The sequence below is a fragment of the Aquimarina macrocephali genome, from assembly GCF_051627225.1.
Lineage (GTDB): Bacteria > Bacteroidota > Bacteroidia > Flavobacteriales > Flavobacteriaceae > Aquimarina > Aquimarina macrocephali.
On the sequence record NZ_CP151795.1, the window covers coordinates 157,384 to 182,344 of the forward strand.

Sequence of the window (24,961 nt, forward strand, 5' to 3'; positions counted from 1 at the left end):
TAATATTTTCCTGTGATCGTGGATAAACGAATAAAAAAACCATCCTTAGTTAACAGGATGGTTTTTACAAAAAGTTCAAAGCTTTCAATACTTTATTCTTAATACATGTACCTTAAAGCTATTCTATCATAATTACTAAATTCTCCATCTTCATTACCACTAAAACAGGCAATCATAACAGAATCAGTATCTAAACCTTGTTGACCAGTTTGATTGGCTGTTGGTGTACCAGGAACATGAATAGCTCCAACACTACCTTGTCCTTCGTTGTTAGAATCTCTGCAATTTCTTCGAGCGTAGTTAGTATGTCTTAAACCAACTGCATGGCCCATCTCATGAGTCATTAAATGCTCTACAACATTAGCACTATAATTGTCTATACCACCATATATTTCAATGAATTTTCCTGGTCGACCTCTACTAGGAAATTCTGCCTGACCTCCTGCGCTCGATCCACCAAAATTTTGAACTACAATATCGCCATTTGTGCTAGCCGAAAAAGTTAGTCTAAAAGTTAAAGAGGTACTAACTGCATTGTAATTATTTACAGCCCACTGTAAGCCAGTACGCATTTTACTAGTCAATGCACGACCACTTCCTGTATAACCAATAACATTAATTGTACGTCCTTGGCTTACAAGATTTCTAGTTCTATATTGCTTAGTACCATTATCCATTTTTTCTAAAGCCTGTTCTGCTAAGTTATCAAGTGCAATAGCAATATCATGAGACTTAATTGCTTTTATTGTTGATCCATCAGGGCGCTTTAGCGTTGTATACTCAGCTCCATTAGGATTAACCCCAGCATCCAAAAGTCCTTGGATATGAGCTTTTGAAAGCTGTTCTTTAACAGCTTCTTCTTGTGTTTCACTAGAAACTTCTTTTTTTTCGCAAGATGTTGTAAATCCTGCAACGATAGCGCAAAGCGCTAATAATTTGATTTTTTTCATTCTAATTAAATTGAGTTTGTGTAGTTATTAAAACTAAAAACAGAGTTTAAAAACTCTATTTCTAAATACAATTATATAGAAAGCTTTGAACTTTTCTAATTTTTTGCGGTTTGAAGATATGTTATTTTTATAAAAGATTAAGCCAATATTTTTAACTATTTATTACAAATACACCAAAATTATATGATTCTTCTAAAAAAATCACTAAAAATCTAATTTTAGAATAACAATAAAATCGATCAAATACACAATTCACACACCCAATTAACAAGTGAATAAAGTCTTAAGGCAAAAGACTAATAAAGATGCTAAAGAAAACGAAAGTTTTTTCTTACACATCATAGGATTTAGATCTAAAAAAATAATCAAACCTCGATATTTTAAATATTTAACAAAAATGAAAAAACTATACTCTTATTAAACAATAAGAAGAAAAATCGGGGAAACTAAAAAGGTCATTTATATACTTTTTAAATAGCCTCTTTTTATAAAAAAAACAAACAGTATCTTTAAAAAACAATTCCTAAAAAATGAAAACATTAAATAGAATCCTTTTTTTTCTTTTTATTGGGCTAGGATGCTCTCAGATTATTGCTCAAGAAACAATAGATCATAAATACAAAGAATTTAATTTTTGGGTCGGAGAATGGAATGTATATAAACATAATACAGATTCTATTGTAGGAAAGAGTACAATAGAATCGATTGTAGACAATAAAGTTATTAAAGAAACCTACCGTTCTACAACATCAAAATATCATGGTACAAGTCTAAATAAATACAATCCCAGAACTGATCAATGGGAGCAATTTTGGGTAGATAACAGTGGGCTTACCTTGCACATTATTGGCAATCTTGAAGATGGTAAAATGGTATTACAAAATGAAGTGACTACAAAAAAGGGAGTAGTATTAAATAAAATCAAGTGGCAAAAAAATAAGGATACTACAATAAGACAAACCTGGTATCAAAGCACTGATAAAGGAAAAAATTGGATAACTGTATTTGATGGTGATTATAAACCTGTAAAAGAAAATTAAATCACCTCTCCATATAAATCAAAATCCTCTGCTTCATTTATTTTTACTGTTGTAAAGTCACCTGTTTTAAGGTAATACTTAGATGCATCTATAAGCACTTCATTATCTACATCTGGAGAGTCAAACTCGGTACGGCCTACAAAGTAATTTCCTTCTTTGCGATCTACAACTACTTTAAATTCTTGTCCGATTTTTTGTTGATTTAGCTCCCATGAGATTTGTGATTGGATCTCCATAATCTCATTTGCTCTTTCCATCTTTATTTCTTCTGGCACATCATCTTCTAGATTAAAAGCATGAGTATTTTCTTCATGTGAATATGTAAAGCATCCCATACGTTCAAAACGCATTTCTTTTACCCATTCTCTCAATGTTTCAAAATCTTCCTGCGTTTCTCCCGGATATCCCACGATAAGTGTGGTACGAATAGTCATTTCGGGAACAGCTTCTCTAAATTCTTCAAGAAGTTTTGTTGTTTTTGCTTTGGTAGTTCCTCGTCGCATTGATTTTAGTATCGGATCAGATATATGCTGTAAAGGTATGTCGATATAATTGCACACTTTTGGTTCTTCTTTCATTACTTTAAGTACTTCCATAGGAAACCCTGTCGGAAATGCATAATGTAAACGTATCCATTCTATACCATCAACTTTTACCAATGCTCTTAGTAAATCTGCTAATTTTCTTTCTTTATATAGGTCTAGCCCGTAATAGGTTAAATCCTGTGCAATCAGAACTAATTCCTTTACTCCATCCGCAGCTAACTTTTCTGCCTCTATTACCAATTCTTCTATGGGAGTAGATTTATGAGTACCTCTCATCAAAGGTATTGCACAAAAAGAGCAAGGACGGTCACATCCCTCTGCAATTTTAAGGTATGCATAATTTTTTGGAGTTGTAGTTAATCGTTCTCCAATCAATTCGTGTTTATAATCGGCTCCTAAAGCCTTTAATAATCCGGGGAGCTCTGTAGTACCAAAGTATTGATCTACATCAGGAATTTCTTCCTCCAAATCTGGCTTATACCGTTCTGACAAACAACCAGTAACAAAAATTTTATCGACTGCTCCTTCTTCTTTTTTCTGCACATACTCTAAAATAGTATTTACAGATTCTTCTTTGGCATTAGCAATAAAACCACATGTATTAATGACAACAATATTTCCTTCCTCTTCATGAACAACCTCTTTATTATTGGCACGCAGTTGTCCCATCAACACTTCACTATCATATACATTTTTACTACACCCAAGTGTAACTACATTGATTTTGTTCTTCTTTAATGTCTTTGTTCTCATATCTTCCGGATAAAGGTGTGCAAAGATACAAGGATTAACCAAAGTATACGATATAAATTCAAAGTATAACTGATATTATTGTTTTTTGCGTGAGAGGTAGTAGTGGTTACCCCACAGTCTGACTGAAGGAAGTACGAGGAGTAAAAACGAATAGCCCGACCCTTGGGTCACGCCCAAAAGATATAAAAGGGAAATTTGTTGTACACCCCCTTTGTCATAAATTAAGAGAAAAAGAATAATTCACTTATTAACTAATTTGGTTTTAAAAAGAAACCCGAAAAACTACATTAGGAGTTACTCCTAATGTAGTTTTAATCTTTTCCTGAGGAGTTTTTTCCTGATTTAAGAAATAGTAATTAGTAACAATATTATCGTTATCGGTTACATTCCAAACAGACACCCCTGTATGAGCTTTAATAGTTTTACTTAAATTAAAATCATAAATAGCAGAAAAATCTAATCGAAAATATTCTTGTAAGGTATCACTATTAGCTTTATCATAATTAATTTCCTCTCCAACCACAGGCTCTGAAAATAGTGGTCGTGTCGTTGGCAGTCCTGAATTCCAATTAAGGCCAGCAGAAACCTTGAATCCTTTAAAAGAATAAGTCGCTCCCCATGTTACAGAATGAGCAATATCTATATTATTTGGGAACTCTCTTTCTTCAAAAGTTTGAAAAGTATACTCATTATTAACATATGAATAACTTAACCATGTACTGATACTGGTAAATCTTTTATTAATCAAAAACTCTAATCCGCTAACTCTATAATCTCCAACAGACCTCACAAATTCATACTGATTTTGAAACCCCTGACTTCTTGCTGTAATCCCTTCTACAATTTTGTGATACCCTTCTGCTGTTATCAACCAGCCTTTTTGATTATACTGTAATCCCAGTGAAGCTTGTTTACTTTTGATTACAGGTATATCCTCTTCATTGGCCAGAATCCACCTTCGCTTCTCTATACCCAAAAAATCATTCTGAAAATTGATAACCTGAGAGGTATTTTGATGTTTAAATTCACCTAGCACTTCAAGATTAAAATATTTACCTAACCGTTGATTATAACTTACCCTGGGCTCGATAAAATGAGTGTTAAACTTATCATTATAATTATATCGGATACCAAGACTAAAAAATGTAGTTTTATTTTTTGTTTTATAATTTGCCTGAGAAAATAATCCATGAGTACGGATCACTCTAACCTGTTGTTCTATAAAAACCGGAGTATCTACATCATTTAGATTAGTGATTCCGGTCTCGATAAATTGATAACCACTTTGAAGTGTAATATTTTTATTTATGTTATAAAACGTATTGAGTTTAGCTCCCGTTTCTGAGACTTTATTTTTTTGTAAAAACCTTTGCCCTTGTTGAAGGTTTGCATTTGTAGATTTTAATCTATAGTCTGTTTCATATAACTGTAAGGAAGAAGTAAAGTTCTCGTTCCAGTTTCTTTCATACCACAAACCTCCTGCAATACTACTCTGTGTAATATTGCTTTGGCGGGAAATAGGCTCTGAATTTATAACTGTATTTTCTGTAAAGATTAAGTCATTGTTTATCACCAAAAAGTTAACTCTAATTTTATCGGTACCAGAAAGCTCATAGTTCCATCGTAGATTAGCATCATAAAAGTCAAACTCAATATCAGAATTTGATGCTTCTTCATTATTGTTATCTAATTCACTATCCTGTGATATCCTATCAAAATAACGTGAATATGTTGGTGTTTTCAAAAATTCGCTAATTGATTTTCTGGCAGAAAGCTGTAGGGAAGATTTTTTACCAATCGGAATATCAGCAAAAGCATCAATATTAATCATATTTACCCCTACACTAGCCGAGAAGTCGGTATTGACCTCTGTATCAGAATTCATTATGATTGTGCCAGAAACTCCATCTGTATATTCTGTATGAGCACCATTTTTTATCAAAGTAGCTGTTGAAGTTATATTTGGATTAAAAACAGATATCAATCCAAAAAAATGACCTGACTGATACATTTTTATACCATCCCATATGATCAGGTTTTGATCATGTGTTCCTCCTCTTATATTTATATTTGAAACAGTTTCATCTGCACTTTGAATTCCTGGTAAAGCCTGTATGGTTTGCAATACATCTGTTTCAATAAGTCCCGGAAGGGTCCCAAAATTGGAATAGTCAATTTTAAAACCTCCACCACTGGTTTTACTTACTCCTTTTGTAATATAATTATTTAGAATAATTTCTTGTAAATCAATAGTCTTCAATTTTGGATAAATGGTTAAACAACTATCCCTTTGAAAAGAAGTTACATAAAGAGTCAGGGTTTGATATCCCAGGTGATCTATTGTTATACTTTTTTCCTCTGGTCTAAGTTCTAGTTCAAAGTATCCTTGATCAGTACTAATTGTCGATTTATTTTTGCCTTGGATTGTAGCATTTTGTATAGGATCGCCTGTACTGGTTTTAATTTCACCACAGATTACCAATACTTTGTTACGTTTATTAATTGAAACAAAATTGTTAGCAAGAATAGTAAAAACGAGATTCGTTTCTTTTTCAAGGTAATCAAGAGTTTGTTCAAATGTTAGGTTTTTTTTCGGAAGTGCAACAGTTATACCTTCAACACTATCATTTGCATAAGTGAATTGAAATAGAAAGCGATATTCTAAATCATAAATTATCGTAGTGAGAAGTTGTTTTTCGGTTTTATCCTGACCAAAAGCACTCATACAAAATATGAAAAACAATACTACAATAAAACTAGTATTCTTTATACTACTCTTTAAGTTTTTGAAATGTAATATGATTAGACGTATCAATTGTATAATTTAAATCTAAAGGTAAAGTTATAGATTTTAAACCATCTTGTAAATTATTATGTACGAAACCACCTGTAAAAACTCGTTGAGCATCAATATTATCAATAGAGAAAGTCACATCATATTGCCTTTCAAACTCCCTTATTACCTCTTCAAAAGGTACACTTTTAAAACTACTTATATTACTTACCCAAGAAGGAAAAGAGTCTGAATTCTTTTCAAAAACTATAGTACCATTAGCGATTTTAAAAGAACTGCCAGCTGGTATATTCCTGATGAATTTTTCATTACGTGTCAAACTCACTAACCCTTCAAGGCAGGTAACTTCAAAATAATCTTTACGGCTTTTTACATTAAATTGTGTCCCGAGTACAGTGATAGTTCCCGAAGGTGTCACCACATCAAATCTATTTCCTTTAGAAACTTTAAAAAGAGCCTCTCCTTCAAGACTAACCGTACGCGTTTTATTCCATTTATTCTTGTTATACTGTATTGAAGATTTTGAATTCAGGATTACCTCAGAAGCATCAGGAAGTATAATTGTCGTTTTTTCTCCTATCGAGGTATTAACAAGTGTATCTTTTGATAAAAAGAAAAGAGATGTAATACCCAATATAACAGCTACAGTAGCAGCAATTTTAAACAATGGATTATACCAACCTATGCTTTTAACTTTAGGTTGTTTCTTAGTACTATATTTTGAGTAAAAGGAATCTAAATCACTACCCTCTGAAACTTCAGAAGCTTTGAATTGTTTAGCTGTTTCAAGAACTTTGACATGCGAATTGTAGTCTTCTAATTTCTCAAAAGCCTCTCTTTCCTGATCTGTTAATTCATCGTTTAGCCACTTTTTTATCAGATATTCTTTATCCATTTTTTGGTGTTCCTTTATATATATAACAACATAAACCTTATTTTCCCTTTATTTTATTTTAAAATTATTTAAATCCATCCAATGTGTTTTTCAATTTATTGTAGGCTACATAAATTCGATTTTCAATAGCTTTTCGTGTTGTACCTAGCATCTCAGCTATTTCGGCTTGTTTTTTACCTTCTACTTTATTTAACAAAAAAGCAACACGTTGATCTTCGGTCAAAAGGCTTAATGCTTCCTGATATTGTTTTAAGAATTGTTCCTGCTCAAGAATAAACTCAGGAGATTCATTGGTATATTCTTTTGGCTTGACCTCCTTATACCGTAAAACCACTTTTTGATGTTTGATCTCATTAAGCATCATATTATTGGCAACTGTAAACAAGAAGCTTTTTGCCTTAGCAGGAGTGACATCTTTACATTTGTCTAAAAGTTTCATAAAAGCATCTTGCATTTTATCATTTGGGCCTAAAGCTTCACCGAACTTATAATAGAGATATTTAAATAAATCATTAGAATATTCTTTATAAATCACAGAAAACACAGTATCATCACAAACATTTTCACGTAGTTTTTCTGGCATAAAACAACAACTATTTTTAGTAAATGTAAAAAATACAAAATAATTAAAGGGATTTTTAAAAGATAGTTGTTTTTATAATAGAAGGCTTTTCTAAAATAAAAACATGAAAACACAAGGAAATTTTGTTTTACTTTTTTTGCCCCTGATTATATTAGTCATGTTCTCATCATGTAGAAGTGAATCTGACACACTCATAGAAGATTCTGAAAATCAGTCGATTAAACCTACCTCGAAAACGGCTAATTTGATGCTTAAAGTGACTATGAATGATGGATCTATTGATAATATAATTGATAATTCGACTTGTTTTACAGTAAAATTGCCAGTTACTGTAATTGCTAATGGATCAGAAGAAATTATTAGCTCCGTTGACGATTTTCAAATCATTGAAGATATTTTCGCGGAGTTTAATAATGACACTGATACATTAGAAATTATTTTTCCCATTACTGTTATTTTTAATGATTATACAGAAACCAGTGTTGGAAATCAAACCGAATTGGAAACCATAAATAGTAATTGCACAACTAATAATGAAAATATCGAATGTGTAGATTTTAAATATCCATTTTCTATTTCAGTTTTTGATTCTCAAAGTGAACTCATACAAACAATTACCTTTATTAATGATAAGGAGTTGTTCGGATTCTTGAAAAATTTAAAAGAAGAAGATATTGCGAGTATAAACTTCCCTATCGTTGTTGTTTTTCCTGACAATACTGAAACTACAATAGTCGATGTGGATAATTTAGAAGAAGCTATAGAAGATACAGTTGAGAATTGTGACAACGGTGATACAACTACCGATTTGTTTACCAATACCGTAACTAAAGGACATTGGGAAATTCAAAAGTATAAGGATAATCAAAATAACGAAACTCAAAATTACAAGGATTTTATCTTTACTTTTTCAGATGACGGATCTGTATCTGTTGAAAACACAGTAACCAACGAAATTACTAACGGTAATTGGTCTACAGTCACCCGAGCAGATGGCGGCCTTGATGCCAGCTTAGATTTTGGTTCACAACCTCCTCTAGATAAACTTAATAATAACAATTGGAATGTTAAGAAAGTACAGGATAATAGAGTAATGTTAGATGATAGAAAAAGTGGAGGAATTAGCAAAGACGAGTTATTTTTTAAAAAAAAATAATACGTAAAAGGGAAATATAGAAAAGCATTGAATACGCAATAAAAATTATAAAATTATGGTAGCAAAGAATAAAATATTAATCGGTGGAGCTTTGATAATTGGATACTGCATTTTTTTGGTTTACATTTTTATAATCAAAATGAATATTTACAATTAAGAATAAAAATTTAATATAATTATCACTGGGAACATAATTGTACCGGAATACACTAAAGGGTTTAATAAATCGTCTGACAGGGGTAATTATCAGAAATTTAATTAAATCATTACATACCTCCAAATTAACTTTTTGGAGGTATTCTTTTTTATTATTTATCTACTCTTCGTAAGTAAACGACATCTTCCTTTCTTTTGCATCTTGTTTCAAATAAATCTTCAAAAAAAGGTCTTAGCTACAAGCGTAAATTCTTTTAGCCACTCTTTATCAGTATGCGCATAACCTTTTACTTTATTATAGGAGTTACTTCTTTATATTTATCCCAAAGTTTCTTCAAATTTATAATATAGATGCTTGAAAAATACTCTCTATAAATCATAGTAAACACACCATCATTGCAAACATCTTTACCCAGTTTTTCTGGCATAAAATGACAACTATTTTTAGTAGATGTAAAAAACTCAAAAATAATTAAAGGGATTTTTAAAAGTTAGTTGTTTCTATATTACAAGGCTTATCTAAATAGAACTATGAAAACACAAAAGAATTTTATTTCACTTTTTTTGCCTCTCATTATAGTGATCACCTTCTCATCTTGTAGAAACGAATCTGATATACTTACAGAAACACCCGAAGACCAAATTATTAGACCTAATTCTAAAGTAGCGAATTTGATATCAAAAGTTACTATGAATGATGGATCGATAGACAATATAATCGATAATTTAACTTGCTCTACAGTAAAATTGCCAATTACTGTAATTGCTAATGGATCAGAAGAAATTATTAATTCTGTAGAAGATTTTCTAATCATTGAAGATATTTTCACAGAGTTTAATAATGACACAGATGTATTAGAAATTATTTTTCCTATAACGATTATATTAAATGATTTTTCTGAAGTCATCGTCGAAAACGAAAATCAATTAAAAAAGTTGATTAAAAATTGCGATAATAATGACGGGGATAAAGACGAAGATATCGAATGTATTGATTTTCAATATCCATTCTCAGTTTCTGTGTTTAATTCAAGTAACGAATTACTAGAAACTCTAACCTTTAAAAATGACAAAGAACTCCACAAATTTATTAAAGATCTTAACGAGAATGATATTGTAAACATAGGTTTTCCTATCACAGTAGTCCTTTCTGATGGTAGCGAAATTAGCATCATTGATCTGGATCATCTCGAAAATGTTATTGAAGACACTATTGATGATTGTGATGAAAGAGATCTTACCAGAGAACACTTTACTCAAGTTATCATTAATCAAACATTAAGAATACAGAAGTATAAAGACAATCAAAGTAATGAAACTAATAATTACCGAGATTATATATTTAATTTTTCAGGAGATGGTACGGTCATTATAACTAATAAAAATGACAACAGTACTATTGATGGTACATGGTCTGTATCTACAAGAGTAGATGGAGGATTAGATACCTTTCTTGATTTTGGGAATGGTGCACCATTAAATAAACTGAACAATAAATGGAATGTCAAGAAAATAAAAGACAAACGTATCATGCTTGATGATAGAACCGAACAGGAGATAAGTAAAGATGAATTATTCTTTCAACAATTACAATAATAGCCTCAATAAATAAACAAATCAAAAAATTATGAAAAATCTCTTTAAAACAATTGTAAACTCACTATTTACTCTAACAATTGTATCATTTACTGCACTATTGGTAACAAGTTGCGAAACTGAGTCATTTGTAGCCGATAACTATAAGATCAAAACTGGTGTTGACGTAAAAATGTTAACTATGTCTCAAGAAGGTGGTGCCTTAACAACTCCTTTTATTACAAAGTTAATTGCAGGGCAAAATCATGAAGCAGGAACTGTTACTGTAGACTCTGATGGAACAAATTTATTAGTGACATACAATATCGACTATAATTGGACAATGAAAGCTTCTCACCTCTATATTGGAAATTGTGAAGAATTACCACTAAGTAGAAGTGGTAATCCTAAAATAGGTAAGTTTCCTTACAAAAAAGAACATGAAGATGGCATATCAGAATACACATATACTATTCCCTTATCATCATTAGAAGGAGACTGCTTTTGTTTTGCTGCTCATGCAGAAGTCGATTGTAGTAATATTGAAACTACTATTGAAGGAGGGGGTAGCTTAGAGATTATTGAAGGTATAGAAACCCCTATAGAAATGGGTGAATGTGGAGAAGAAACTGCTTGGGGAGAAGGAACTGATTTTTCTGGTAATAGTTGGGCAATGTACTTAGAATTTTGTATCGAAAACCCTATTGGAGGATAAAGTTCAGAAAAATTACCCTCTTTATTAAAATTGATTAGAATTTATTTTGTAATCAAACTTTAAAATAAAATACTTTCAAACACAAGAACTTACTGATTAAACTTAATAACAATTGTCAAATGCTTAGATTAAAAATAATTCCAAAACACAGAATTCTTATTTATGGAGCCCTTATGATAATCTATTGTGTTCTATTATTCTTAATATCTTTAAAAGTAACAGTCATTTAATTGAAAGTACACAAAAAAAAACAGGTATGTGTATACACACATTCAGTTTTTATAAACCTCTGAAAATAGATTTAATTTTTCATACGTAAGATCATTTTTTTTATTACTTCGGGGGTTTATCATTATATTTTTATTTGGGAAGAAGAGGTTATCTGAAAAGATAATCTCTTCCTTTATTATATAAAATTCTATACTTAAAAGGTATCTTCTTCTTTTTTTGAAACCTATTCATAAACACAGCCTAGTTGCAACAATCTAGTTGAAAAAAAGGCTTAACAATAAACATAAATCGTTTTAACTTTCCTTTAAGCATATACCATATAAGGGTAGGATATTCGGTTATGGTATCATACGAGTTAAGAACTACATGTAATTTCAAGATAAAACATTGAATATGGTAATATCTTAATCAAACTGTCTATTTCCCTGAAAACAGGGGGTACCAAAATAACTTACAAAATTTAATTTTCGGCTTCAATAGTTGAAGTGATTTAAACTTTTTCGAAAAAACAAAAAGATTGAAGAAATTTACATTAATACACGTAAGATATTTAAAAACAAATCGTTATACACTTAGCACTAGACAAAGATATGATAGAAATTGAAATTATACCATTCCTTCCTATCAATAAATATAAGCTAAAGACAGGTGTTCAATGGAACTATTTACCGGTAAAGGCCCTCTTTACAAGGGTGGTATTAGGTTGGCAATCGGTCTACCATCATTACAGAAAATAGTGTCTTTTAGTAGTACGGCAGCAATGTTAGGAAAAGCTATTAGAGAGAAACAAAAGTAAGTTTGGCCTTTCCTGTGTTGACCTTGACGGAAGTCATACCTCTGCAGTAAGAGGTGGTCAGAGTGCCAGTTATCAGGTAAAGAAAAAGCAAAAAAGCACTTCTTAATTAAAAACACAGTTTTGAAAAAAAAAGTAGCGGTTTTATTACCAGCATATAATGAAGAGGTATCCATAGGAGTTACAATTCAAAATTTTAAAAAGGCATTACCAAAAGCCGATATTTGGGTTTGTGATAATAATAGTACAGATAATACAAGACAATTGGCATTAGACGCAGGCGCTTTTGTTATAGACCAACCATTAAAAGGAAAAGGAAATGCTGTTAGAGCATTACTCTCTCATGTGGATGCAGATGTCTATATATTGGCAGATGCTGACGATACGTATGAAGCAGATGCAGCACCAAATTTGGTAAGAGTACTTTTAGAAAAAAATCTGGATATGGTTATTGGCGCCAGAGTAGGTCATGATGAAGGTCAATATAGATCAGGGCATAAATTTGGTAACAAATTCTTTAGCAAAATTTTCTCAATCTTGTTTAAAATGAATATCAATGATTTATTTTCTGGGTATAGAGTATTTTCTCGTCGATTTGCAAAAACATTTCCCTGTTTTTCGAAAGGGTTCGAAATAGAGACAGAAATTAATGCGCATCTAGTAACTTATCGTTTGCCTTTTTATGAAGTTTCTACAAAATATTTTGCTCGTGCAGAAGGATCCGAAAGCAAATTGAATAAATTAAGTGATGGTTTCCGGATATTATTTTATTTATTACTTTTTCTTAGAGATCATTCACCACTTAAAGTATTTTCTTTTTTAGGAATATTTTTATTTATAACTAGTTTGATTTTGTTTTTCCCGGTATATTCTGATTTTTTGAATACAGGAAAAGTTGAAAGATTTCCAACTTTATTCATTTCTTCTATACTAGGACTTGGAGGGTTTTTATCGATATTCACAGGTCTAATACTTGATGGTATTAAAATTAGCAGGCAAGCTAATTTTATGCAGCAGTATAATAATTCTTAAATTAATTTCATGAAAACATTAAAAACAAAATTCGCGGGTATACATTCTTATATTCTATGGTTTTTTGCTTGTATAACATTCCTTATATTATTAAACATTATTTCTGCATTTATTCCCAGAGATCAACTTGTAAAAAGAACAAAACAGGCATTTGCGAAATCCCATCTATTAAAATCTGATGTAGGAGGAAACACATACGGATTAGATGCATGGAGAGGTAATCATCAATACCAGGATTGTCTAGTGCTAATGCAAGCACTACATCTTAGTGATGATTGGAAAGAAAATGCTTTTTTAGGACCTAAATCTGGAGAAGCTAAATGTCAATGGCTATATGATTATGTTTTTGAACAACAAGATGAAGAAGAATTAATGTCTACAGTACATATGTATTGGCAATATAATCATGGAACTGTAGCTGTAACATCGATATTTTGTTCTATAATTCCTTTAGAATTATATAGAGCTTTATTAAAATTTATCACCATTCTATTGACTGCCCTTTCTGGAATAGCACTAATTCTAGTTAGCGATAAAAAATTCAAAGGACCGGGTCTAGCAATTGCTGGAATGGGAGCTGTAATTATGTTACTAACTTTACATGGTTTTGATTTTTTTGGTCAAAACTTAAGTCACGGTCTTGGTGATTGGATCAGTATTGGCTTTTTTGCTATTTTGATGTGGTCAATCCATTGGGGTTTGAGCTACAAAAAAAATGTTATTCTATGTATTATTTTTGGATCATTAAGTGCATATATAGAATATTTAATTGGCATTTTGCCGTTTTGCATTATTAGCATTCTAATTTTTGGAGCTATAAAAAATAGAATTGATTCGACATACAACTTTTCTAAAATTTTTCGACTATTATTTACTTATGGGATTTCTTTTGTCGGCACATTTGTAGTTTTTTTATTAGTTAAATATTTCTTGGTAAATGATTCTATTTTTAAAGTTTTTTATGAAACCTTTACCTATAGAATAAATGGAGAAACATACAGTATAGGAGATGTGTATACTGGACTGATTGATTATCTATATTTTCTAGGCTCGGGTAACAAAAAATTTGTATATCTAAGTTTGATTTTTATTGGACTAGGCCTAGTTAGTGCAGTTATTATTAGGTTTAAACAAATTTTGTTACATAAAACATCTAACTGTTTGTTTTTAGCAGCAGCAATATTTCCCTTTTTTTGGTATACAACTTTTATAAATCACACAGCAGGACATCCATGGTTTATGTTAAGGTTTTCGACATTGTCACTAATCTCTATTTTCATTTTTACTAGTTTATTACTTTTTGAACCTAAAGAGAGCTCTAAAAAGTTAGAATTAGAAGACAAATCATAAAAAAATTCTTAAAACAATTTCTATTATAGCATTAGTCGCCCTTATTGGCAGCTGTGAAAAACCAGAAAGAAAACTAAATTTAGTTACTTTTCAGGCACCTTTTTTAGAAAGTTTTTTGATTACTAAAAACAGACAATATCTGGAGCAATCTTATTCTTAATCCATATAATTAGCAGGTTCTTTTCTTTCTTTTGTAGCTTGTTCGTAAGCATAACCTAATTGCAACAATAAGGCTTCAGAAAAAGGTTTAGCTATAAATGTAAGTCCTTTTGGTTCGCCTTTACCTGTATACCCCATAGGGACCGTAAGAGCAGGATATTTGGCTACAGCAGCATAGCCCGCATGATAATTATTTATGGATAGTATCACATCCAGTTGATGTTTATCAATATGAGTATCAAAATAATTACGTGCGATCGTTTTTAGATTTTCTTTTATTACATTCAATTCTTCGGTAGTAGTACTATCTGCAAGGATACCTTCAAACAACTGCTGCCCATAAGGAATTCGTTTTATCGAGTCCTGTTGATTAAATGCAATTGCATCTTTTATATTTTTAACGGCAACATCACTCCCAGACTGAGTACTTATATATACAGGAAGATCATTTTTCATGTCTATATTTAAAATACTTAGAAAACCTGGTAATTGTACTCGTTCTGGTTCAATTTCTATGATCTCTCCTCCTGCTTTCTTTATTTTTTCTACGGCAATTTTATAGATAGAATCTTCTAAAAGTTCTTTAATTACTCCAAAACGTTTTTCTTTTAGAGAACGTTCCTTAATTGAGTCCATAAAATTTATGTCTATAGCTTTAGAGATAGCATCATTATCATCTTTACCTATAACAGCATTAAGTAAGATAGCATTATCAATTACGCTCTTAGTCATAGGCCCCGGGGTATCTAATGTACTTGAGATAGGTACTATTCCTGTTCTGCTTAATACTCCTATAGTAGGTTTTAAACCTACTACAGAATTCTGACTAGATGGTGACAAAATAGATCCGCTGGTTTCTGTTCCTATTGCGGCAACACAAAAATTAGCTGCAACAGCAACTCCACTCCCCGAACTGGAACCACCAGTCTCAAAAACCATTCTACCATAAGGGTTAAGTGTCTGTCCTCCTATAGCGCTATATCCAACAGGGCATCCCGAACATAAAAAATATGCCCATTCGCTTAAGTTAGCCTTACCAAGAATTAATGCTTTTTTATCTAATAATCGTTCTGTGATAAATGCACTTTTACTTTTATTATTTTGTAACGCTACGGCTCCCGCTGTAGTTACCATATCTTTTGTTCCTATATTATCTTTTAACAAAATCGGCATTCCGAAAATAGAATTAATATCAATATTCTTTTTATCCATTTTATCCAAATCTCTAGCTTGCTCTACTACTTTTGGATTAAGGGAAATTACCGAATTTAAAGATAATGCATTATCACTTTCGTACTTTCTGATACGATAGATATAGAAAAGTGTTAACTCTTCATAGGTAAGTTTGCCATCTTTTATTTGTTGTTGAATAGTGGGAATATTTTTTTCGAGAATAAACTTTTTTAAATCATTATATTTTTTTTCAGAAAAGAAATCTAACTCAGATTCCAAAGTTTTCCAGATATCATTTTTATCCAGCACTTTAGAATTTATTAATTTTAAATGCATCCTTGTCTGTTCCAACATTTCTGTAGCCGCCAAATCTGCAGCTTCATCATATGGTTCCCAAACTACCCTTGGTTCTTTTTCTAATTGTGTTTCTGTCTTATCTTGCTTTTTACAAGAAATAAAAACAAAAATTGAAATTAAAACAAATACTATCTTTCTCATTGTGATATGTTGTGTAAAGGTCATTTTTAAATGCTACAATTCTTTAAAATATAAAAAAAGGCGGTGAGAATGTTTCTCATCGCCTTTTTTAACCTTTTTGTAACAAATATTATTTGAAGAAAGAATCTACAAATTCGTATTTATTAAACACCTGAAGATCTTTTATCCCTTCTCCTACGCCTATATACTTTACCGGAATCTTAAACTGATCGCTTATTCCTATTACAACTCCGCCTTTGGCGGTTCCATCAAGTTTGGTTACAGCCAATGAAGTAACTTCTGTAGCTGCTGTAAATTGTTTTGCTTGCTCAAATGCGTTTTGACCTGTAGAACCATCTAAAACCAATAATACATCATGAGGAGCATCTCCTATAACTTTTTGCATCACTCGTTTTACTTTTGTCAACTCATTCATTAAATTGACCTTATTATGTAATCTACCTGCTGTGTCTATAATGATAACATCGGCATCTTGATTTACTCCAGATTGTAGCGTATCAAAAGCCACAGAAGCAGGGTCGCTTCCCATGTCTTGTTTTATGATTGGAATATCTACACGATCTGCCCATACTTGTAGTTGATCGATTGCAGCTGCTCTAAATGTATCTGCAGCACCCAATACCACTTTTAATCCTTTGTTCTTTAATTGATAGGCTAGTTTTCCTATTGTAGTGGTTTTTCCTACTCCATTTACCCCAACCACCATTATTACATATGGTTTTTTATCTTTTGGAATTTCAAAATCAGTAGCTTCTCCCACATTAGTTTCAGAAAGTAAACCAGCGATTTCTTCGCGAAGGATTTGATTTAACTCATCTGTTCCAAGATATTTATCCTTTGCTACCCGATTCTCTATACGCTCAATAATCTTAATGGTAGTCTTAACTCCGACATCACTTGTAACCAATATTTCTTCCAGATCATCTAAAACATCATCATCTACTTTAGATTTACCGGCTACTGCCTTACTTAATTTAGAGAAAAAGTTTGTTTTTGATTTCTCTAATCCTTTATCTAGTGTTTCTTTTTTCTCTGAAGAAAATATATTTTTAAAAAGCCCCATTTGTACTATTCAATATGCTAGAAATTAAAAAACTAAAACATTTAGTTATATTGCTTAAATATAAAAAGAAAGAGCCATTTCAATACAATTGAAACGGCTTCTTTTTAAAATATTTTGTACGGAATTACTTTTTCTTTAAAAAATCGCTTACCGCCTCTGGTGCCATAATTGATTCTACAAAAGTATAGGCTCCAGTTTTTGGAGATTTTACCATTTTAATGGCTTTAGTTAATCTCTTTGATCCTGTTTGTAATGATGCTACTGATTTCTTTGCCATCTCTTATTATTTTATTTCTTTATGAACAGTCATTTTCTTCAAGATAGGATTAAATTTCTTTAATTCTATTCTGTCTGGAGTGTTCTTTTTATTTTTGGTTGTAATATACCTTGATGTACCCGGTTTACCAGAAGCTTTATGCTCTGTACATTCTAAGATTACCTGTACTCTATTACCTTTCTTTGCCATTATAAGTATCTTTTAAAATAAAGAGATTATTTATTTAAGAAACCTTTTGCTCTTGCTTCTTTTAAAACAGCTGAGATTCCGTTCTTATTTATATTTTTTAATGCAGCGGTTGACACTTTAAGTGTTACCCAACGATCTTCTTCTGGAATATAAAAACGCTTTTTAATTAAATTCGCATTGAATTTACGTTTTGTTTTATTCATCGCGTGGGAAACATTGTTTCCAACCATTGCTTTTTTACCTGTAAGCTCGCAAACTCTTGACATCTCTTCTTAATTTTGGTATTATTTCAAAACAGGGTGCAAATTAACGAATTATTTACCGAACCACCAATAATAGTTTGGTAATTTTTCTTCTTTTTTTTACTGCTTTAGAAAAATCAAAAAACAGGTATTTTTACGTATTTCAAAAATACGACATTACATCTATCTTTACATCAGTTAGTTTTACAATTGTAACTAACTACTTAATATGGGGTAATTAAGTAGTAAACGAAAGTGGGTCATTAAAAAATGACCCACTTTTTTTGTTGTGTTTTATAATATAAACACATACTAAACACCAATAAAACCTAACTAACCTAATTATGACAAAAACTTTTTTTATAAACCTTGATCGGTGTATTCAACATTTTGACTCCGTATATTATTTTCTATCTGTTTCATAGAATCATTTAATTCATTTACATATTTAAAAGTTTCCATTTCTGAACCAAACATATTGTTATTTGCTTTTCTTGTTATGGTTAATCACACTAACATTCCTATTAGTGAAGAAAGTATCATTTTAGAAGAAAGAAATAAAGTTTTCATAGTTATCAATATTGCTTTGATTACTGTAAAACTACTTCTGTATATTATTTAAAAACACGTTTTACAGTTCAATCGCGCTTTTTTGTCGATGAATTGCAAAAACATATCGATAAGCACTATTGATATTGTAAATTAGAGTAAAGAATACCTGAGTTATAGGTTAGGTGGTAATGATTTTAAAGTAATGCATTAAGTAATAGTTCGAAAGATTTATTTACAGCTTTGCCAATGGTTCGCTCTCTAAGATTACTAAAAACATATTTCTCTGAAAAAACACCTTTTGGAGAGGCTATTGCAATAAAAACTGTTCCTACCTCGACATCTCCATCACCTTTTGTAGGTCCAGCATTACCTGTAGTACCAATAGCATAATCTGATTTAAATTTTTCTTTTGCTGCTATAGCCATGGCTTCTGCAACCTCGATACTGGTCACTGTATATTTTTTAATAATCTCAGGATCTATACCTAATATATCTATTTTGGATTGTGTAGCATAGGTAACAGCTCCGCCATTAAAATAAGCAGAAGCACCCGCATTGGCTGTAAATGATTGGGCTATTTTACCACCTGTACAACTTTCTGCAACCGAAAGTGTTTTACCTTGCTTAATCAATAGTTGGCCAATTCTTGCCTCTATAGTTTCATCTTCTTCATATCCTACAATAATATCTCCTATTATAAGATTTAATGCTGATATCTTATTCTCTATAGTATCCTCGAGGAGTTTTTTATCGCTCCCTCTTGCCGAAAGACGAAGTCTTACTCTTCCTAAATTGGGTAAATATGCTAATTTGATAAATGGAGGTAAATCATTCTCCCAGTCTTCAATTTTTTCTGCCACTGCACTTTCCCCCATACCATAGGTAAGTATTGTTTTATGAATGATATATGGCCTGTTAAATCTTTTTTGCAACCTAGGCAGCACCTCATCTTTCATCAACCCTTTCATTTCATAAGGAACTCCGGGCATAGATATAAAAACTTTGTTTTCTTTTTCTAACCACATCCCGGGAGCTGTACCATAGAGGTTCATCAAAACGGTTGATTTACTAGGTACAAGTGCTTGCTGTCTGTTTACTTCAGAAATTGGTGTGGAAATATATTTAGCAAATAATCTTTCGACATGTGCAAGCACATCCTTGTTTTCTACCAATGTATCTTCAAAATATTCGCAAATGGTATGTTTTGTAATGTCATCTTTTGTAGGGCCAAGACCTCCTGTTATCAATACAACATCTACTCTATTATTAGCTTCTGCTATTGCATCGAGAATATGTTGCTTATCATCTTTTATAGATGAGATTTGATGCACGTCTATCCCAATTTTATTAAGCTCTTTACCAATAAATGCAGAGTTAGAGTCAATGATTTGTCCAATCAGAATTTCGTCTCCTATAGTAATAATTTCTGCAAGCATACTTAGTTAAAATCTGCTTTCAGGTTTTCGAGAGCCCCATTCACTGTAGATACAATATGATCCAGAATAGGTATAATCTCTTCTTTTGCTTTCTTCGTTTTAGACCAAGCTTCAATCTGTTTAATTTGCGTTAAAAGATCAATATCAAATAATTGAAGATTAGGTTTCATCTTATGAGCATATTGATATGCCATCTGTGGATTATCAGAATTTACAGCTTGAACCATACTATCGAGATCTGGTGGTATTTCTTCTAGAAAAGTCTGTACCAGGACAGCTATAAATTCGTTATCGCCTCCTGATAATTCATTTACATGTTTTAAACTATATCCTTTGCTCATTTATTTTACTTTTATTGAAAAAAATTGTTGGTTGTTTATATATCCAGTCAAAGTATCGTTCGGTTTTACCGCTCCAACACCCGCTGGTGTACCTGTAAATATAATATCTCCTATCTTTAAAGTAAAATATTTTGACACATATTCTATTAATTCATTGATCTTCCACAACATAAGTCTTGTATTCCCTTGCTGTGCGATATTACCATTTTTCTCTAATCGAAAATCAATAGAATCGATATCGTCATATTTATCTTTAGACACCCATGCTCCTATTACTGCCGCTCCATCAAAGGCCTTAGCTTTCTCCCAAGGAAGGCCTTTTGCTTTGAGTTTAGCTTGCAAATCTCGTGCCGTAAAATCTATCCCAAGGCTTATTTCATCATAATATTTATGAGCAAATTTTTTATCAATATGCTTACCTACTTTGTTTATTTTTATCAATACCTCAACTTCATGGTGAATATCATCTGAGAAATCCGGAATAAAAAAGGGTTGTTTTTTTAACAAAATAGAAGTGTCTGGTTTCATAAAAACCACTGGATTTTCTGGCCTTTCATTCTCCAATTCTTCAATATGATCTGTATAATTGCGACCTATGCAAATAAGTTTCATGATATAAAATAATAAGAGAAATGATTATAAATTCAGGCTATTATTCAACTTACGAAGTCGAACAGCTGTAAGTACTTTTTTGGTATATAAAGGAAAATCTGCATTTTGTATCCATCCAAAATATCCTGGCTCTTCTTCCATCACTTGTTCTACCAATTTACCTTTGTGTTTACCAAAAGAAAAAACTTCCTTCTTGTTATCATCATAAGCAATAAAACCGGCAAAATCTGCAAACTGTTTTCTAGAACTAAATTCTGACAAAAATTTAGCATCGTTTTCTAATTCTGGGTAACGATCTAACTGCGCTTTTAGCACTTCATAGGTAGCGAGTGTATCGGCTTCAGCAGAATGCGCATCTGTTAAATCTTTATCACAATAAAATTTATATGCAGCAGATAATGTTCTCTTTTCCATTTTATGATAAATGGTTTGAACATCGATTGCAACTGTACTTTTCATATCAAAATCTAATCCCGCTCGTAATAATTCTTCAGCCAATAATGGTATATCAAACCGATTAGAATTAAAACCTCCCAAATCGCAGCCTTTTATCATTTCACTAACTTTACCAGCTAACTTCTTAAAAATAGGTTCATTAGCTACTTTAGCGTCATCGATACCGTGCACTGCTGTAGTTTCTGCAGGTATTGGCATTTCAGGATTAACCAACCAGGTTTTACTTTCCTGGGTACCATTCGGAAATATTTTTAGAATAGAGATTTCTACAATTCGATCTTTAGAAATATTTATGCCGGTAGTTTCAAGATCAAAAAAACATATCGGTCTTTTTAAATTAAGCTCCATAAATTGATTGTGTGATACTCAAAGATAACAGCTATTCTTTAACATTCTTATAGACTAGCTCTATTTTAACATTTGCAAAAACTATACAACCTTCTTAACGAATACATTATCCGCAAATTTTCTTGTAACCGTTTCTATTATATTATCAAATTTAATACGAATTGATTTATCAAATTCCCGAACTTCAAGAATTTTTATTTCACTACTTAATGCCAATCCGATTTCTGATACATATTTTAAAAAATGAACAGATCCATCATTTACAGCAACAAGTTGACAAACATCCCCTTCTGATAAAGAAGAAAGCATAATTTTTGGTATAATCGAATATTCTCCATTTGCATTAGGAATCATCTCACCATGAGGGTCCTTTTTAGGAAAATCCATAAACCGATCCAATTCATCAATCAACTTACGAGATTTAATATGCTCTAATTGTTCTGCTACATCATGAACTTCATCCCAGGTAAAATTAAGATAGTTACATAAAAAAGTCTCCCATAACCTGTGTTTACGAATCAATCGTACTGCAATTGACTTACCTTCTTCTGTTAAATCTAATTTACCATACTTTTCACTTACTACATAACCTTTGGTTTTCAACTTCTTAATCATATTATTTGTAGAAGCCGGAGAAACCTTAAGGTAATCTGCTAATTGGTTATTTCCCACTTTTACAGAATCATCCTCAATAAGTAGCTGAAATATAGCTTTTAAGTAATCTTCTTCACTTTTTGTTAAATTATTCAAATTTAATTTGTTAGTCATGGCTAACTTTTTTAGTTTTGTCGAAATAATAAAACAAAATTACTAAACCTAATGCAATTACGTATAATAATCTTACTTACTTTTACAAACTGCCTGACTTGCAACTCATTATACTCCCAAGAGCTCAATTCTACCAATACACTAAAAGGAGTGATATACGATGATAGCGGAGTACTTCCTTTTGCTAATATTTATATAGAAGGAACATCTTTAGGAAGTTCGAGTGATGAGAATGGAGTATTTATTATAGAAAACATACCAACAGGAAGTTATAAAGTGGTTGCCTCATTTACAGGCTACACCCCTATTAAAAAAAAGGTTTCTATTACAGCTGGAGAAAACAAAATAAACCTTGTTATGTCAGAAGGATCATCTCTCGATGAAGTGGTAATCACAGGAACTTTGAAAGCCGTAAGCCGATCAGAAAGTCCCGTTCCTGTAGAAATCTACTCTCCTACATTTTTCAAAAAAAACCCAACACCTAATTTGTTTGAATCTTTACAAAACGTAAACGGAGTAAGACCACAACTTAACTGTAGTATTTGTAACACTGGAGATATACACATTAATGGTTTAGAAGGACCTTACACATTGGTAATGATTGACGGAATGCCTATTGTAAGTGGATTATCAACCGTTTATGGATTATCAGGAATACCTAATTCATTAATCGATAGAATTGAAGTAGTAAAAGGACCTGCTTCATCTCTATATGGAAGTGAAGCTGTTGGAGGTCTCATCAATGTTATTACAAAAAACCCTAATGATGCTCCCGAAGTGAGTACCGATGTTTTTGCAACCAGCTGGGGTGAAACCAATATAGATTTTGGTTTTAAAACCAAATTAGGTAATGCCACAGCATTATTTGGCGCAAATTATTTTTATTATGATCAAGTCATAGACAACAACGATGACGGGTTTACCGATCTTACATTGCAAGACCGTATATCTATTTTTAACAAATGGAATTTCAAACGTAAAAGTGGAAAAAACTTTACGCTTGCTGGTAGGTTTTATTATGAAGATAGATGGGGAGGAGAAAATGAATGGAATTCGAATTTTAGAGGAAACGATCAAATATATGGGGAGAGTATATATACAGCACGTTATGAAATACTTGGCAATTATGAATTACCAGTAAAAGAACCTTTAACACTCTCTTTTTCATATACAGATCACGATCAAGATTCATATTATGGAATCGTGTCCTACCAAGCAAAACAACGCATTGGTTTCACTCAATTAACCTGGGATAAAAAACTAAAATCACACGATCTTTTATTCGGAGCTGCATATAGATATCAATATTACGATGACAATACACCAGCAACAGCGACAAATAACCTCAACAATCCCGAAGAAACAAGCACTCCAGGTATATTTTTACAAGACGAAATCACACTGGCCTCCAAACATAAACTATTATTAGGGGCAAGATTAGATTATCATAACCGACACAGAACTATTTTTACCCCAAGACTTGCCTATAAATGGAGTATTAATGATAAAAATATTTTTAGATTTAATGCAGGCACAGGGTTTAGAGTAGTTAATCTTTTTACAGAAGATCATGCGGCTCTTACAGGTTCTCGCGAGGTGATTATCGAAGAAGATCTCGATCCCGAAGAATCTTATAATATAAATCTAAATTACATTAAAAAAATATTTTTTGACAACGGAACCTTTGTAGGTTTAGATGCTTCTGCATGGTATACATACTTTACAAATGCCATTATCCCTGATTATGAAACAAATTCTTCAGAAATACGATATGGCAATTTAGACGGTCATGCAGTATCTACTGGTATAAGTCTTAATACCAATATTAACTTTTCTAATGGCTTAAAATTTACATTGGGAATGAGTGGGCTTAATGTTTCAAATACAGAGAATGGAGTAACTACACGCCAAATACTTACAGAAAGTTTTACCGGAACCTGGGGTGTTACTTATAAAATACAATCTCTTAACCTAACACTAGACTATACAGGAAACCTATACGGACCTATGCGATTAGCAACTCAAGGCCCCGATGATCCCCGAAGAGACAAATCACCGTGGTGGAGTATACAAAACATACAATTCTCTCACAAAACCAAAAACAATATAGAAATTTATGGAGGTGTCAAAAATTTATTAGACTGGACACCGAGTCAAGGAAATCCTTTTTTAATAGCCGGAGCTGATGATCCATTTGGACCAGATTTTGATACTACTTACATATATGCCTCTAATCAAGGAATACGAGGTTTTCTAGGTGTTCGTTATTCCTTGTAAAT

General features: G+C 31.7%; 23 protein-coding genes. 8 read left to right on the plus strand and 15 right to left on the minus strand.

Features of this window, described 5'->3' with window-relative positions:
• Window positions 1-98: 98 nt before the first annotated feature.
• On the minus strand, window positions 99-950 hold the full coding sequence (locus tag AAFU52_RS00660; RefSeq protein WP_438424689.1) for a M57 family metalloprotease: 852 nt from the start codon (window positions 948-950) through the stop codon (window positions 99-101).
• Window positions 951-1,480: 530 nt separating this feature from the next.
• Between AAFU52_RS00660 and AAFU52_RS00665 the strand changes: the two genes are divergently transcribed.
• Window positions 1,481-1,990, plus strand: a complete 510-nt coding sequence (locus AAFU52_RS00665) for a hypothetical protein (protein WP_438424691.1) — start codon at window positions 1,481-1,483, stop codon at window positions 1,988-1,990.
• Here the strand turns inward: AAFU52_RS00665 and rimO are convergent.
• From rimO to AAFU52_RS00685, 4 genes are all read right to left on the minus strand, one after another.
• Window positions 1,987-3,288: a 30S ribosomal protein S12 methylthiotransferase RimO gene (gene rimO, locus AAFU52_RS00670; RefSeq protein ID WP_024771290.1), complete on the minus strand. Its 1,302-nt coding sequence runs from the start codon at window positions 3,286-3,288 to the stop codon at window positions 1,987-1,989. The genes AAFU52_RS00665 and rimO overlap by 4 nt on opposite strands.
• Window positions 3,289-3,550: 262 nt before the next feature.
• Window positions 3,551-6,013 (minus strand): TonB-dependent receptor, encoded by a 2,463-nt coding sequence (locus AAFU52_RS00675; protein WP_438424694.1) that lies wholly within the window; start codon window positions 6,011-6,013, stop codon window positions 3,551-3,553.
• A gap of 46 nt (window positions 6,014-6,059) precedes the next feature.
• Window positions 6,060-6,977, minus strand: a complete 918-nt coding sequence (locus AAFU52_RS00680; protein ID WP_438424696.1) for a FecR family protein — start codon at window positions 6,975-6,977, stop codon at window positions 6,060-6,062.
• 64 nt (window positions 6,978-7,041) lie between these two features.
• On the minus strand, window positions 7,042-7,560 hold the full coding sequence (locus tag AAFU52_RS00685; RefSeq protein WP_438424698.1) for an RNA polymerase sigma factor: 519 nt from the start codon (window positions 7,558-7,560) through the stop codon (window positions 7,042-7,044).
• 103 nt (window positions 7,561-7,663) lie between these two features.
• On the opposite strand from AAFU52_RS00685, the gene AAFU52_RS00690 reads away from it, so the two are divergent.
• The 6 genes from AAFU52_RS00690 (at window position 7,664) to AAFU52_RS00715 (ending at window position 14,568) form a co-directional block, all read left to right on the plus strand.
• The gene (locus tag AAFU52_RS00690) at window positions 7,664-8,716 is read left to right on the plus strand and encodes a hypothetical protein (RefSeq protein WP_438424699.1); all 1,053 of its coding nucleotides are present in this window, start codon (window positions 7,664-7,666) and stop codon (window positions 8,714-8,716) included.
• A 687-nt stretch (window positions 8,717-9,403) separates the two neighbouring features.
• Window positions 9,404-10,468 carry a hypothetical protein gene (locus tag AAFU52_RS00695; protein ID WP_438424701.1) on the plus strand — a complete coding sequence of 355 codons (1,065 nt, stop codon included), beginning with the start codon at window positions 9,404-9,406 and terminating at the stop codon, window positions 10,466-10,468.
• A gap of 31 nt (window positions 10,469-10,499) precedes the next feature.
• Window positions 10,500-11,162 (plus strand): hypothetical protein, encoded by a 663-nt coding sequence (locus AAFU52_RS00700; protein WP_438424705.1) that lies wholly within the window; start codon window positions 10,500-10,502, stop codon window positions 11,160-11,162.
• Between the two features lie 886 nt (window positions 11,163-12,048).
• Complete coding sequence (locus tag AAFU52_RS00705) at window positions 12,049-12,189, plus strand: hypothetical protein (RefSeq protein WP_438424708.1); 141 nt, start codon at window positions 12,049-12,051, stop codon at window positions 12,187-12,189.
• 120 nt (window positions 12,190-12,309) lie between these two features.
• Window positions 12,310-13,218, plus strand: coding sequence for a glycosyltransferase family 2 protein (locus tag AAFU52_RS00710; RefSeq protein ID WP_438424711.1), 909 nt, complete (start codon window positions 12,310-12,312; stop codon window positions 13,216-13,218).
• Between the two features lie 9 nt (window positions 13,219-13,227).
• Window positions 13,228-14,568 (plus strand): hypothetical protein, encoded by a 1,341-nt coding sequence (locus tag AAFU52_RS00715; protein ID WP_438424714.1) that lies wholly within the window; start codon window positions 13,228-13,230, stop codon window positions 14,566-14,568.
• A 156-nt stretch (window positions 14,569-14,724) separates the two neighbouring features.
• On the opposite strand, the gene AAFU52_RS00720 is transcribed toward AAFU52_RS00715, so the two are convergent.
• The 10 genes from AAFU52_RS00720 to AAFU52_RS00765 form a co-directional block, all read right to left on the minus strand.
• Window positions 14,725-16,398, minus strand: coding sequence for an amidase family protein (locus AAFU52_RS00720; protein ID WP_438424716.1), 1,674 nt, complete (start codon window positions 16,396-16,398; stop codon window positions 14,725-14,727).
• Between the two features lie 109 nt (window positions 16,399-16,507).
• Entirely contained in the window at window positions 16,508-17,461 is a 954-nt protein-coding gene (ftsY, locus tag AAFU52_RS00725) for a signal recognition particle-docking protein FtsY (RefSeq protein ID WP_024771294.1), read from the minus strand.
• A gap of 124 nt (window positions 17,462-17,585) precedes the next feature.
• On the minus strand, window positions 17,586-17,738 hold the full coding sequence (locus AAFU52_RS00730) for a DUF4295 domain-containing protein (RefSeq protein WP_084050429.1): 153 nt from the start codon (window positions 17,736-17,738) through the stop codon (window positions 17,586-17,588).
• Window positions 17,739-17,744: 6 nt separating this feature from the next.
• Window positions 17,745-17,927: a 50S ribosomal protein L33 gene (gene rpmG / locus AAFU52_RS00735; RefSeq protein ID WP_024771295.1), complete on the minus strand. Its 183-nt coding sequence runs from the start codon at window positions 17,925-17,927 to the stop codon at window positions 17,745-17,747.
• A gap of 26 nt (window positions 17,928-17,953) precedes the next feature.
• Window positions 17,954-18,193, minus strand: coding sequence for a 50S ribosomal protein L28 (gene rpmB, locus AAFU52_RS00740; protein ID WP_024771296.1), 240 nt, complete (start codon window positions 18,191-18,193; stop codon window positions 17,954-17,956).
• 722 nt (window positions 18,194-18,915) lie between these two features.
• Window positions 18,916-20,157: a CinA family nicotinamide mononucleotide deamidase-related protein gene (locus AAFU52_RS00745; protein ID WP_438424719.1), complete on the minus strand. Its 1,242-nt coding sequence runs from the start codon at window positions 20,155-20,157 to the stop codon at window positions 18,916-18,918.
• 2 nt (window positions 20,158-20,159) lie between these two features.
• Window positions 20,160-20,498, minus strand: a complete 339-nt coding sequence (locus tag AAFU52_RS00750) for an Hpt domain-containing protein (protein WP_024771298.1) — start codon at window positions 20,496-20,498, stop codon at window positions 20,160-20,162.
• Window positions 20,499-21,110 carry a fumarylacetoacetate hydrolase family protein gene (locus AAFU52_RS00755; RefSeq protein ID WP_024771299.1) on the minus strand — a complete coding sequence of 204 codons (612 nt, stop codon included), beginning with the start codon at window positions 21,108-21,110 and terminating at the stop codon, window positions 20,499-20,501.
• 24 nt (window positions 21,111-21,134) lie between these two features.
• Complete coding sequence (locus AAFU52_RS00760; RefSeq protein ID WP_024771300.1) at window positions 21,135-21,914, minus strand: 3'-5' exonuclease; 780 nt, start codon at window positions 21,912-21,914, stop codon at window positions 21,135-21,137.
• Between the two features lie 81 nt (window positions 21,915-21,995).
• Window positions 21,996-22,682 (minus strand): metal-dependent transcriptional regulator, encoded by a 687-nt coding sequence (locus AAFU52_RS00765; RefSeq protein WP_024771301.1) that lies wholly within the window; start codon window positions 22,680-22,682, stop codon window positions 21,996-21,998.
• A 51-nt stretch (window positions 22,683-22,733) separates the two neighbouring features.
• On the opposite strand from AAFU52_RS00765, the gene AAFU52_RS00770 reads away from it, so the two are divergent.
• Window positions 22,734-24,959, plus strand: a complete 2,226-nt coding sequence (locus tag AAFU52_RS00770) for a TonB-dependent receptor (RefSeq protein WP_438424725.1) — start codon at window positions 22,734-22,736, stop codon at window positions 24,957-24,959.
• Window positions 24,960-24,961: the final 2 nt, after the last annotated feature.